Source organism: Qipengyuania sp. JC766, assembly GCF_040717445.1.
GTDB lineage: Bacteria > Pseudomonadota > Alphaproteobacteria > Sphingomonadales > Sphingomonadaceae > JC766.
Genome location: NZ_JBFEFL010000001.1, coordinates 2387705 through 2400124, shown reverse-complemented (window position 1 = coordinate 2400124; position 12420 = coordinate 2387705). Strand labels below are relative to the sequence as shown.

13 protein-coding genes are annotated in these 12420 nt (G+C 65.6%); 3 read left to right on the top strand and 10 right to left on the bottom strand.

What is annotated here, in order from left to right; all coding sequences use genetic code 11:
- Positions 1-179 precede the first annotated feature (179 nt).
- From AB1K63_RS11500 to AB1K63_RS11490, 3 genes are all read left to right on the top strand, one after another.
- Positions 180-1358, top strand: coding sequence for a DegT/DnrJ/EryC1/StrS aminotransferase family protein (locus AB1K63_RS11500; RefSeq protein ID WP_366960299.1), 1179 nt, complete (start codon positions 180-182; stop codon positions 1356-1358).
- Between the two features lie 73 nt (positions 1359-1431).
- Positions 1432-2700, top strand: coding sequence for a nucleotide sugar dehydrogenase (locus AB1K63_RS11495; protein WP_366960298.1), 1269 nt, complete (start codon positions 1432-1434; stop codon positions 2698-2700).
- A gap of 9 nt (positions 2701-2709) precedes the next feature.
- Positions 2710-3723 (top strand): GDP-mannose 4,6-dehydratase, encoded by a 1014-nt coding sequence (locus AB1K63_RS11490; RefSeq protein WP_366960297.1) that lies wholly within the window; start codon positions 2710-2712, stop codon positions 3721-3723.
- Between the two features lie 9 nt (positions 3724-3732).
- Here AB1K63_RS11490 and wecC read toward each other — a convergent pair whose 3' ends face one another.
- From wecC to AB1K63_RS11440, 10 genes are all read right to left on the bottom strand, one after another.
- The gene (gene wecC, locus AB1K63_RS11485; RefSeq protein WP_366960296.1) at positions 3733-5034 is read right to left on the bottom strand and encodes a UDP-N-acetyl-D-mannosamine dehydrogenase; all 1302 of its coding nucleotides are present in this window, start codon (positions 5032-5034) and stop codon (positions 3733-3735) included.
- Positions 5035-5101: 67 nt separating this feature from the next.
- The gene (wecB, locus tag AB1K63_RS11480) at positions 5102-6223 is read right to left on the bottom strand and encodes a UDP-N-acetylglucosamine 2-epimerase (non-hydrolyzing) (RefSeq protein WP_366960295.1); all 1122 of its coding nucleotides are present in this window, start codon (positions 6221-6223) and stop codon (positions 5102-5104) included.
- A 70-nt stretch (positions 6224-6293) separates the two neighbouring features.
- Positions 6294-6896: a hypothetical protein gene (locus AB1K63_RS11475; protein WP_366960293.1), complete on the bottom strand. Its 603-nt coding sequence runs from the start codon at positions 6894-6896 to the stop codon at positions 6294-6296.
- A gap of 109 nt (positions 6897-7005) precedes the next feature.
- Positions 7006-7527 (bottom strand): demethoxyubiquinone hydroxylase family protein, encoded by a 522-nt coding sequence (locus tag AB1K63_RS11470; protein WP_366960291.1) that lies wholly within the window; start codon positions 7525-7527, stop codon positions 7006-7008.
- Positions 7524-7994, bottom strand: coding sequence for a disulfide bond formation protein B (locus AB1K63_RS11465; RefSeq protein WP_366960290.1), 471 nt, complete (start codon positions 7992-7994; stop codon positions 7524-7526). Before AB1K63_RS11465 ends, AB1K63_RS11470 begins: the two co-directional genes overlap by 4 nt.
- 16 nt (positions 7995-8010) lie before the next feature.
- Positions 8011-9348 carry a S41 family peptidase gene (locus tag AB1K63_RS11460; RefSeq protein WP_366960289.1) on the bottom strand — a complete coding sequence of 446 codons (1338 nt, stop codon included), beginning with the start codon at positions 9346-9348 and terminating at the stop codon, positions 8011-8013.
- A 98-nt stretch (positions 9349-9446) separates the two neighbouring features.
- The gene (locus tag AB1K63_RS11455) at positions 9447-10688 is read right to left on the bottom strand and encodes a peptidoglycan DD-metalloendopeptidase family protein (RefSeq protein ID WP_366960288.1); all 1242 of its coding nucleotides are present in this window, start codon (positions 10686-10688) and stop codon (positions 9447-9449) included.
- A gap of 5 nt (positions 10689-10693) precedes the next feature.
- A complete protein-coding gene (locus tag AB1K63_RS11450) occupies positions 10694-11116 on the bottom strand; it encodes a 23S rRNA (pseudouridine(1915)-N(3))-methyltransferase RlmH (RefSeq protein WP_366960287.1) in 423 nt (140 codons plus the stop codon).
- 43 nt (positions 11117-11159) lie between these two features.
- Complete coding sequence (gene rsfS, locus AB1K63_RS11445; protein WP_366960286.1) at positions 11160-11543, bottom strand: ribosome silencing factor; 384 nt, start codon at positions 11541-11543, stop codon at positions 11160-11162.
- Positions 11544-11645: 102 nt separating this feature from the next.
- Positions 11646-12317: a nicotinate-nucleotide adenylyltransferase gene (locus AB1K63_RS11440; RefSeq protein WP_366960711.1), complete on the bottom strand. Its 672-nt coding sequence runs from the start codon at positions 12315-12317 to the stop codon at positions 11646-11648.
- Positions 12318-12420: the final 103 nt, after the last annotated feature.

The window sequence follows — 12420 nt, the reverse complement described above, 5'->3', positions numbered from 1 at the left end:
GGCAATCTGGAGCGTGCGCATATGGAAGCCGATGCCGGAACGCAAGCTTGGATATGTCATGCCACTGAAAACGCTCGAAATTCCGCAAGCCCGATCGCGCGCCTTGCATTGCGCCGCGCATTGCTGCACTCGCGCCCGGCGTTTGCCTTTGCATTCGAGTTCCCGATAGCAGGACGCCCATGCTCAACACCTCGGTCGCCCCCTGGCCATCCTATACCGAAGAAGAAGCGGACGCCGCTTCGCGCGTGCTGCTGTCCGGCAGGGTGAACCAGTGGACGGGCGAGGAAGTCCGCCATTTCGAGCGCGAGTTCGCGCGCTTCGCCGATTGCGAACACGCCGTGGCCGTCGCCAACGGCACGCTGGCCCTCGACCTCGCTCTGCGCGCGCTCGGCATCGGACCGGGCGACGAGGTGGTGGTGACGCCGCGCACCTTCATCGCTTCAGTGTCCAGCGTCGTGAACGCGGGCGCCGTGCCAGTATTTGCCGATGTCGATCCGGAAAGCGGCAATATCGCGCCCGCCACGATCGCGCCTGTCCTGACCGACAGGACGAAGGCCATCATCCCGGTGCACCTGGCCGGCTGGCCGTGCGACATGAAGGGGATCATGCAGCTAGCCGAGGCGCGCGACATAGTCGTGATCGAGGATTGCGCGCAGGCCCACGGGGCGAAGATCGATGGCCGCTCGGTCGGGTCCTTCGGCCATGCCGGGGCCTGGTCCTTCTGCCAGGACAAGATCATGACGACCGGCGGCGAAGGCGGCATGGTCACTTGCCGGGACGAGGCGCTGCGCCGCCGCATGTGGTCCTTCAAGGACCACGGCAAGTCCTGGGAAGCGGTGTTCGAACGCGAACATCCCCCGGGCTTCCGCTGGCTGCACGACGAATTCGGCACCAACTGGCGGATGCTGGAAATGCAGGCCGCGATCGGCCGCATCCAGCTCGGCCGGATGCCGCAGTGGAGCGCGCGCCGGGCGCAGATCGCCGCCCGCTACGCCGAAACGCTGGCGCCATTCGCATCCGCCGTGTCCGTGCCCCTGCCGCCCGAAGGCATGACGCACGCCTGGTACCGCTTCTACGCCTATGTCCGGCCCGAAGGGCTGAAGGATGGCTGGGACCGCGACCGGATCGTGGCGGAAGTCATGGGCCGCGACGTGCCGCTGATGCAGGGCAGCTGTTCGGAAGTGTACGACGAAGCCGCCTTCGACGGTACGGGCTGGCGCCCGGCGCAGCGCCTGCCCAACGCCCATCGGCTGGGCCGCACGAGCCTGATGTTCCTGACCCATCCCACCCTGACGGACGAGGATGTCGCGCGCATCTGCGATGCCGTGGCCGGGGTCCTCTCGCAGGCGGTCCGCTAAGCGGTTGATGCCCTTCCGGCCGGCGGCTAGAGCGCCGGCCTGCCCCCAGCATATTTTGTAGATGGACGTGTCGATGGCGAATACAGATGGTCGTGTGACCGTGATCGGGCTCGGTTATGTCGGCCTGCCCCTGGCGGTGGCCCTGGCGCGCCAGTTCCCGACCACCGGGTTCGACGTGGACACGCGGCGGATCGCGGAACTGGGCGAAGGGCACGACCGCACGGGCGAGATCGACCGTGACCGCATGGAAGCCTCCACGCTGGAACTGACGGCAGAGCCGGGCGAATGCCCGCCGAGCGACTTCTACATCGTGACCGTCCCGACGCCGATCGATGCCGACAACAAGCCCGATCTCGGGATCGTGCGCGCCGCATCGCGCACCGTCGGCGAAATGGTCGCACGCGCGGTGAAGGCGGGCCTCGAACCGATCGTGATCTACGAAAGCACGGTCTATCCCGGCGTGACCGAGGATATCTGCGCGCCGATCCTCGAAGAGGTTTCCGGCAAGAAGTGCGGGACCGACTTTTTCCTCGCCTACAGCCCGGAACGCATCAATCCGGGCGACCGGGAGCACACGATCGACCGCATCACCAAGGTGGTGTCGGGGCAGACGCCCGAAGTACTGGACAAGGTCGCCGACCTTTACGGCGCCATCACCACCGGGGGCACGTTCCGCGCCGCATCGATCAAGGCGGCCGAAGCGGCGAAGGTGATCGAGAACGCCCAGCGCGACATCAACATCGCCTTCATGAACGAGATCGCGCAGATCTTCGGCCGGATGGATATTCCCGTCTGGGACGTGCTGCAAGCGGCCAAGACCAAGTGGAACTTCCTGCCCTTCACGCCGGGCCTGGTCGGCGGACACTGCATCGGCGTCGATCCTTATTACCTGTCGCACCGGGCGGAAGAACTGGGCCACGATCCCAAGGTCATCCTGGCCGGACGCGGCGTGAACGACGGGATGGCCGGCTGGGTCGCGCGCCAATTGCACGAGGCGCGCGGTGGCACGGCAGGACGGGTCCTCGTCCTCGGGCTCACGTTCAAGGAGGACGTGCCAGACCTGCGCAATTCGAAGGTTGCGGACCTCATCGCCGAACTGCGCGAGCTGGGCCACGACGTCACCGTCCACGATCCGCACGCGGACGCGGAGGAAGCCTCGCACGAATACGGCATCGCGCTGGACGATGGCGCACTGTCCGGCACTTACGACATGGTCCTTCTGGCCGTCGCCCACCGCGAATATCGCGACATGGGATCGGCCGCGTTCCGCGACGCGCTGGTCGAAGGGGGTACGCTTGCGGACCTGAAGGGCGTCCTGCCCGACGCGGACTGGACGCTGTAGGGCGATAGGATGCGCACCGTATTCGTCACCGGGACCGCCGGCTTCATCGGCTTCCATCTCGCCGACCTCCTGCTGAAGGAAGGGTTCCGGGTCGTCGGCTACGACGGCATGACGGACTATTACGACGTGCGCATCAAGGAGCGGCGGCACCAGATGCTGCTGCAGAACGAACATTTCAGCGCCCATGTCGGGATGCTGGAGGATTTCGACGGCCTGCGCGCGCTGATGCTGGAGGAACGGCCGGACGTCATCGTCCACCTCGCCGCGCAGGCTGGGGTCCGGTACAGCCTGGAAAATCCGCGCGCCTATCTCGACGCGAACATCACCGGCACCTTCAACGTCATGGAATGCGCCCGCGAGCTGGGCGTCGACCACCTGCTGATGGCAAGCACCAGTTCCGTCTACGGGGCGAACGACGAGATGCCGTTCGACGAGCGCGAGAAATGCGACACGCCGCTGACCTTCTACGCCGCCACGAAGAAGGCGAACGAGGCGATGGCGCACAGCTACGCCCACCTGTGGGACCTGCCGGTCACCATGTTCCGCTTCTTCACGGTCTACGGGCCGTGGGGGCGTCCGGACATGGCGCTGTTCAAGTTTACCAAGGGTATCCTCGAAGACACGCCGATCGACATCTACAACCATGGCGAGATGTATCGCGACTTCACCTATGTGAGCGATCTCGTCCGTGGCATCCGCCTGCTGATCGACGCGGTGCCAGAACGCCCGGAAAGCCGGGAGGACATTCCCGAATACGACAGCTTGTCGCCCGCCGCGCCGTTCCGCGTGGTCAATATCGGCAACAGCGACAAGGTCCGCCTTCTCGACTTCATCGAGGCGATCGAGGCGGAATGCGGCCGGGAGGCACAACGCAACTACATGGGCATGCAGACAGGCGACGTGCCGGCGACCTGGGCCGATGCGACGCTGCTTCAGGAACTGACCGGGTACCGCCCGCAGACGGACGTGAAGGAAGGCATCCGGCGCTTCGTCGCCTGGTACCGCGACTATTACGGCGTCTGACCGGACGCCCTAGCTGGCGAGGCGCAGACCCGGCCGGCCCGGCTTCTCCTGCGCGTCGGGCCAGATCCCGCGCGTGTCGTAGATCGCAGCATGATTGCGCTCTTCCGCGGGCACGACCTTGAACAGGTCGTGGTCCACCAGAACGATGAGCACGCCGCATGTCTCCAGCGCGGTGTCGATGTCGATCAGCGCCGCGCCGGTATCGGTGAACTCGATCGGCAGTTCGGCCGCATAGGGCTCCACGATCCGGATCCGCTCCCCGAACTCGCGCGCCAGGCTCGCGGCGACCTCGAGAGCAGGGCTTTCCCGGAAGTCGTCGATATTCGCCTTGAAAGCCAACCCCAGGCATCCAACCGGAACGCCCTCGTTTTCCGCGATGAGCTGCCGCGCCTTCTCGATCACGTGATGGGTCTTGCCCACATTGACCTCGCGTCCGGTCCTGATGAGCCTGGACTGCTCCGGCGCGCCGTTCACGATGAACCACGGATCGACGGCGATACAATGGCCCCCGACGCCGGGTCCGGGCTGAAGAATATTCACTCGGGGATGTCGGTTGGCCAGACGGATGACTTCCCACACATCGAGCCCCATCGCGTCGGAGACCATCGACAATTCGTTCGCAAAGGCGATGTTCACGTCGCGATAGGCGTTTTCGACCAGCTTGGTCATCTCGGCGCTTCTGGCATCGGTCGTGATGCAAGCGCCCTTCACGAACCGCTTGTAGAAGGCGAGCGCCTTGCGCGCGCAGCGCGGTGTGATCCCGCCGATCGAGCGGTCATTGTGGGTCAGCTCTTCCAGGATGCGCCCGGGAAGGACCCGCTCGGGGCAGTATGCAATCGCTACATCGGGCTTGTCCTGATCGGCTCCGGGCATTCGGAGGTCGGGCCTGAGATCGGCAAGCAGATCACGCATCGCTTCGGTCGTGCCGACGGGCGACGTCGATTCGAGGATGATCGTGTCCCCAGCTTTCAGCACGCCGGCGACTTCCTTCGCCGCTGCCATGACGTAGGACGTGTCGGGCGTGTGATTTCCGTCGTGCTCGAACGGCGTCGGAACCGCGATCACGAACACATCCGCCGCCTGCATCTCGGTCGACGCCTTCAAGGTACCGCGACGTACCACTGCCTGCACTAGGGCATCGAGATCGACTTCCTCGATATGGATTTCGCCCCGGTTGATCGTCTCGACCACCTTTTCCGACACGTCGATGCCGATCACCGGGCATTCCGCTCGGGCAATGGTCGCTGCCGTCGGAAGGCCGATATAGCCGAGACCGATAACGCAAACTGCGGGCTTCTTGTCGACGAACATGAGATTCCTGTCGTGATGGTTGGCGGGCGAACTACGGCCCGCCCACTGGAAATGCAATGAAGGCCGTTCAGCCGGCCAGCAGATCGACAATGCGCTGTGCAGCCTTCCCGTCGCCGAAGGGATTGTGCGAGCGGGCCATGGCTGAGTAGGCTTCTTGATCATCGAGAAGAAGGCTCGCCTCTTCGACGATCCTGTCGGCATCGGTACCGACCAGCTTTGCCGTGCCGGCTTCGACACCCTCCGGACGCTCCGTTGTCTCCCGCATCACCAGAACCGGTTTGCCCAACGCAGGAGCTTCCTCCTGCACGCCGCCGCTGTCGGTGAGCATGATTGAGCTTATGTCGAGGAGACGGGCAAAGTTCGGATAATCCAGAGGTTCGAGCAGAGCGATGTTGTCTCGTCCTGCGAGACGCTCATTCATAACGGATCGAACATTAGGATTGAGGTGCACCGGGAAGATTATCGCGACGTCGTCACGATCGGCCAACCGACCGATCGCGTCAGCGATGGCATCCATTCCGTCACCGAAATTCTCCCTGCGATGACTGGTCACCCCAATAATGCGCTTGCCGGCGAACCTCTTCTCGACCTCGGACAAAGCCGTCGCAAGCGCAGGCTCCGCGGCAACCTTTTCGGTGATCCAATGAAGTGCATCGATAACCGTATTGCCTGTTACGTGCACTTTCGCGGGATCGACATTTTCCGTCGTCAAGGATTTCGCCGAAGTTTCCGTCGGGGCGAAATTAAGGGCGGCGAAAGTTCCAATGATCTTTCGATTCACCTCCTCCGGCCAGGGATGGTGGATATCGCCGCTACGCAGTCCTGCCTCCACGTGCGCGACCGGAATCTTTCTGTAATATGCCGCCAGTCCACCGCACATTGCAGTCGCGGTGTCGCCTTGGACCACGACCCAGTCTGGACGTTCTTCGTCAAGGACATTCCCTATTCCTTCCAGTAGACGTGCGGTCAGGGCATCTAGCGTCTGGCCGGGCTGCATCAGATCTAGATCGTGATGCGGTTCGATGCCTGCGATTTCGAGGACTTGGTCCAGCATCCCACGATGCTGCCCGGACACACACACCCGGCTGTCAAACCGCTGATCTTCCTGCAGAAGATGGATTAACGGAAACATCTTGATTGCCTCCGGCCTCGTGCCGAAGACCGTCAGAATCTTGAGGGTTTTTGCCATGTGCCGGCGTTACCATGATCGCCTGATAGGGCAACCCAAAGACCTGATCGAAGCCCGACTTAGCCTCCCGTCAAAGCCCCTGCGGATCGGGGAGATCGTCCGGATCGACTGCCACTGGTTCGCCCGATGCGTCCGTTTCGGAGCCCGGAACGGGGCCGTCGCGCTCGGCTTCCAGGCGTTCCATGTACTGGCGCTCAAGTTCTTCGACGCGCTGCTGTTCCGCCGCCGCTTCGGAGTCGATCTCGGACAGGCGCTCCTCGCGCGCTTCGTTGATCAGCTGGCCGAAGCGCACGCTGTTCGAATTCTCGCGCTCGCCATAGGCGGCCGCGATCAGCTGCTGCGTGCAGCCGGTCTCGCCGCCCGCGCCGACCGGCGAGCAGGACTGGATGCCCGAATCGCCGATGATCTCGAGCCGTTCCACCCGGCGCGTCCACGCCATGTTTGACGGATCCTCGCTCAGGCGAAGCACGGGCGGGATGCGATAGCGTTCCGATTCCGGCATGCGCGCGATCACGCAGATCACGCCTTCGGGACAGGGCGGCGCGTCGTCCTCGCCATAGACGATTGCCGTCTGCACATTGTCCGGCACGGCCTCGGTCGTTTCCTGGGCAAGGGCGCTGGCTCCGGTCAGTCCGAAAGCCGTGGCGGCGAGTGAAAGGGCGAGCGTGCGCATCGGATGGTTCCTGTCGGTTGGGCCGTGACGGTTCCTAACTGAACGCCACACCGTTGAATATAGGATGAAGCGCCCGAACGGCTGCCTTGGTTCCGGCCGCCGCCCCGGGTCAGATCCGTTCGGAGAGGCGAATTGCCGCCTTGCAACCCAGCCGGATCACGCCCGACAGCAGCGGATAGGCGGGTGCCTTCTCCGCGCCATGTGCCAGCGCCGCGTCGCGATGTTCGCGCTCGTCCTCGCGGAATTCCTCGATCATGGCGGACAGTTCGGGATCCGCACCCGCTTCCTCCAGCTCGTCGAGCTGGTTGGAATAATGGCGGTCGATTTCCTCCTCGACCGCGGCGGTGCACGCCATCGCCGCCTCCGGGCCGATCAGCGCGGTCACCGCGCCCAGCCCGAAGCCGGCGGCTTTCCAGAACGGCTGCAGCGCCGTCGGCCGGACCCCGCGCTCCGCCATCAGCGCATCGAAGCGGGCCCGGTGGCCTTCTTCCTGCGCGGCCATCGCCTTGATTTCCGCAGAGTGCGGGTGCCTGTCTCCGAGCACGGCGAGCTGGCCTTCGTAGATGCGGGTCGCGCCGAACTCTCCGGCCTGGTCGACACGGATCATGCGCGTGGTGTCGGGTTTGCTCATACCCGGTCCTTTCGCGCGATCAGGGCCAGTATGGCAAGGCCCGCGGCGGTCGAGATGAGAAAGTTGAAGCCCGCCAGGCTGATGCCGAACAGGGTCCATGGGGCTTCGTCGCACCGGACGATCGGCGCGTTCAAGATCGCGTCGAGCGCGCTGCCCTCGCCCGCCGCGACCATGTTGGCGCAGCCGGTGATGCCTTCCCACCAGTCGTATTCGACGCCGGCATGGAAGCCGCCGATCGCGCCCGAAACCAGGATGGCGAGCGCGGCCATTGCGATCCACAGCTTGCGCGGGGGAAGAACTGTGGACGCCAGCGCAAGGCCGACCGCGGCAAAATGCGGCCAGCGCTGCCACCAGCACATTTCGCACGGGTAGAGGCCGAAGCCGAATTCGGAGATGTAGGCCCCGGCTAGCAGGGCCGCCGGAATGCCCAGCGCAAGCCTCTGCGCCAGCCGGGTCGCGGGTGTCATGCGCCTATGCCCGCCGTTACTGGCGACGGGCGAGTGCGCTGGGTGCGGCGCGGCGCAGCGTGTCCAGCGCGTAATGCAGCTGGAAATCCTCGATGCCCTGCTCTTCCAGTTCCTCCGCAGTCTGGGTGAAGCGCGGATCGGTGCGCTCGTCCAGTTCCAGATCCTCGTCCTTCAGGCCGATTTCGTTGACCAGGTGACCGCGCAGGTCGCTCTCGCGAAGCTGGAAGCGGGCGCGTTTCGCCATGTCCGGATCGGACAGCTGCGGCACGCGGATGTCGGGCGCGATGCCGCCTTCCTGCACCGAGTGGCCCGACGGCGTGTAGTAACGCGCCGTGGTCAGCTTGAGCGCCGCTTCGCGTCCGATCGGCACCAGCGACTGCACGCTGCCCTTGCCGAAGCTGCGATCTCCCATGACCACCGCACGGCGATGGTCCTGCAGCGCGCCGGCCACGATTTCCGAAGCGGAAGCGGAGCCGGCATCGATCAGGACGACCATCGGCACGTCCGGCGCGATCTGGCCGCGGAAGATCGATTCGGCATCGTAATTGATCGTCTCGCCGCGCGTACGTCCGCGCTGCGACACGATGCGGCCCTTTTCTAGGAACAGGTCGGACAGTGCGACCGCCTCGTCCAAAGATCCACCCGGATTGGAACGCAGGTCGAGGACGAGCCCGTTCACCCGGCCCGTCGCGTCGCGGCGGATCGATTCCCATGCGGTGTAGACGTCGCGACCCACGTCGCGGGAGAATTCGTTGACCGTGATGACGCCGATATTGCCCTCGGCAATCTCGTAGGTCACCGGCTCCAGCTCTATCACGCCGCGCGTGACGGTCACGTCGAACGGTTCGTCGCGGCCCGGGCGGAACACGGTCAGGCGGATCGCGGTCCCGGCCTGCCCGCGCATCTGCGCCACGGCATCGTCCAGTTCGCCTCCATAGATAAGTTCGCCGTCGAGATGGGTGATGTAGTCCCCCGCTTTCAGGCCGGCGTCCTCCGCCGGGCTTCCGCGGAAGGGCGACACGATCTTCACCGCGCCGTCTTCCTGCACGACCGACAGGCCGAGTCCCGAATAATTGCCATCGATCAGCGTGTTCATGCGCTGCAGGTCGGACCCGTCGAGATAGCCCGAATGCGGGTCGAGCGCCGCCAGCATCCCGTCGATCGCGCCGCGCATCAGCGTCTCGTCGTCGACTTCCTCGACATAGCTGGACTTGATCTTGGCGTAGATCGCCTCGAGTTCCGCGAACCGTGCGCTGGTCGGGCCGTCGACCTGAGCAAGGCCGGCAGTGGTGGCCGGCACGAGTGCGACGGCGGTGACGAGCGCGCTGGCTTTGGCAAGGGCGGCAAATTTCATATCGAGGTCGGCCTTTCGCGTATTCCTGCCGATGGTATCGCCGATCGGGACTTAACGCCAGATGATGATGCGTGCCCCCGCTGTGAAGGGCAGGTCGCCTATCGGATCACTTCCAGCGGGTTCAGGACCGTGCCGTTGCGGCGGATTTCCAGCGTTATCGCCGGATTGTCGATGGTCGCGACGCCCAGCGGGGCACCGGCGACCAGCGTTTCGCCCACCGCGGTATCGGTGCGTGCGAGCCCGGTCACGAGGCTGGTCCAGCCGCCCGGATGCTCGACGATGACGATTCGCCCGTAACCGCGATAATTGCCGGCAAAGGCGACCCGGCCCGGCGCGGGCGTGGTGACGAGTGCGCCGGGACGCGGGCGAAGCGTGATACCGGTGCTGCGGCTGCCGCCCTGCGCCCGCTCGCCATAACCGGCGATCGTCCGCCCGGCCACGGGCAGGCTGAATGCCGGCGCGCCTGCCGCGACAGACGGAGAGGCGGCGATGGTGCGGTTCGAACCCTTGGTCTGTGCCGTATCCTGCGGATTGGCGGGCCGAAGCATGGGCCCAGGCAAAGCGGCGAGTTCTTCGCGCAAGGTGCCCGCCTCGTCGAGTTGTTCGACCAGCGAATCGAGGTCGCGCGCATCTTCCGCAAGCGACAGGGCGCGTTCCTGCTCCCGGTCCGCCGCGCCGCCCGCTTGGCGCGAGGCGAGCCGCTGGCGGCTTTCGAGTGCGGCAAGCCGCTTGCGCCGCGTCTCCAGCGCCTGTTCGCTGTCGCGCAGGCCCGCGAGCGCCTGCTCCGCCTGCAGCTCAAGGTTGCGGCCGCGTTCGATTTCGGCGCGCAGGGCCTCGGTCCGCTTGCGGACTTCCGGCAGCGTGCTTTCCAGCATGGCCTGCAAATAGACGGTTTCTCGCACCGAGCCGGGGCGCAGGGCCGACAGGGCGATCGGCCGACGGGAAAAGCGGGTCAGCGCGCCGGTCAGGCGGATCAGCGGCCCGCGCCGTTCCCCGAGGCGGCGTTCGAGCGCATCCTGCTGCTGCGCGATCAGGGCAAGCCGCGCTTCCGCGCCCGCGATTTCAGCTTCCGACTGCTGGATGCGTGCGGCCAGCGCGGCGCGTTCGTTGGCGGTTTTCTCCAGCGCCTGGGTCGCGCTCTGCGCCTTTTCCTCCAGCGCTTCGCCCCGCGACCGGGCCTCGCGGGCATCGGCCTGCGCCCGTTCGAGCGCGGCGCGCGCATTGTCCGCATCGGTCGGTGCCCCGCCGCGCTGCGCCGCCGCCCCACCGACAATGGCGAAGGGCGCGATGGCCGCGGCGCAGAACGCTAGGGTCAGAAAGGCGGGTCGGGTGAAACGCACGGGGCTCACCCTGCCCGATGATAGGGATGGCCGGCAAGGATGGAGGTTGCGCGGTAGAGCTGCTCCATCAGCATGGCGCGGACCATCAGGTGCGGCCAGGTCGCGTCCCCGAAAGAAAGCACCAGGTCGGCCGTGGCGCGGTCCTCCGGCGCATGTCCGTCCGCGGCACCGATCAGGAAGCGGGTTTCGCGTATCCCGCCATCGCGCCAGTCGCCCAGCGTCGCGGCAAGGTCCTCGGACGAGAGCGACCGGCCTTTCTCGTCCAGCACGACCGATTTCACCGGTGTCTGCGGCTCGATCTCGCGGCCGCCCCGCTCGGGCCATTCGGTCAACTTGAGCGGCCAGGTCATCCGCTTGGCGTAGCGGTCGACGAGCTCCGCCTCGGGACTGCGGCCGATCTTGCCGCGGGCGATGACGTGAAGCAGCATCGGCCAGCCTCTTTAAGCCTGGGTACCGAAGGCACCCGGAAGGTCAGGCGTGCCCGGCGACCGGCGGCGCGTCGCCGAAGGCCCACATCCGTTCCAGGTTGTAGAAGCTGCGCACTTCCGGGCGGAACAAGTGGACGACAACATCGCCCGCATCGATCAGGACCCAGTCCGCGGCGGGCAGGCCTTCGATGCGGACCGATCCGCCCGCTTCCTGCTTGATCCGTTCCGCCAGTTTCTGCGCCATGGAGGCGACTTGGCGGGTCGAACGGCCCGAGGCGATGACCATGTGATCGGCCACGCTCGACTTGCCTTCGAGCGGGATCGTCACGACGTCCTGCGCCTGGTCGTCGTCCAGCTGTTCGTGGACGAGCGCCAGCAACGAGCCGGGCTCGGCTTCTACTTCGGGAAATTCAGGTGTCGTGGTCATAATATGCTGGCCGTCGGCGGCCACAGTTTGCGCCTGTGTCATGGGCGAAAGCGATGCTCCTTGATGAGGGAAGGTCCCTGCGGGAGAATCGCGTCGCCGGCATCACGCCGAACGTTCTCCCCCGGGGTTTGATGGCGAACCGCATGCAGGATCGATGATCCGGTGCGTCACCTGATCGCGCGGCGGTCCGGAAGGCAGGCCGTCCGCCCAATCCGGCGTATCACGGCGTATCGCCGTTGCCGAACGTGGATCGGGATCGAACCGCAAAGTCACCAGCGCCGGTGCGCTCCATCCGCCCCTGTTCCGAAATCGCGCTGCGGAGGTCTCGTGCCGCCGCAGCCAGGCCATCGCGGGGCTTGCGACGGCAGCGCCATCATAGCCGGGCCGCGCGACCACTGCAATCGGCATGCTGCGCGCAATCTCGCGCCACCGCTTCCAGCGATGGAATTGCGCCAGATTGTCCGCACCCATGATCCAGACGAAACGATGTTTCGGATAGCGCATACGGATCGCGCGCAAAGTCTCCACCGTGAAGCGCGTGCCGAGCTCGCACTCCATGGCGCTCACCCGGATCGGGGCGCGCCGCGCCATCGCCTGCGCCGAATGCACGCGCTTCGCGAGCGGCGCCATACCTGCCTTGGGCTTGAGCGGATTGCCCGGCGAGATCAGCCACCAGACCTCGTCCAGGCCAAGCGCCTCGCGCGCGAACAGGGAGATGCGCCGATGCCCGCCATGCGCCGGATTGAAACTCCCGCCGAGCAAGCCGATTCTCATACGTGTCTCGCCAGAGCATCGGCGCACCCAGAAATTCCGCGGATTTCCGCGGCTTGCGATGGTGAACCGATTCTCTTCATATCGATTCGCGATGCGGCGCAAC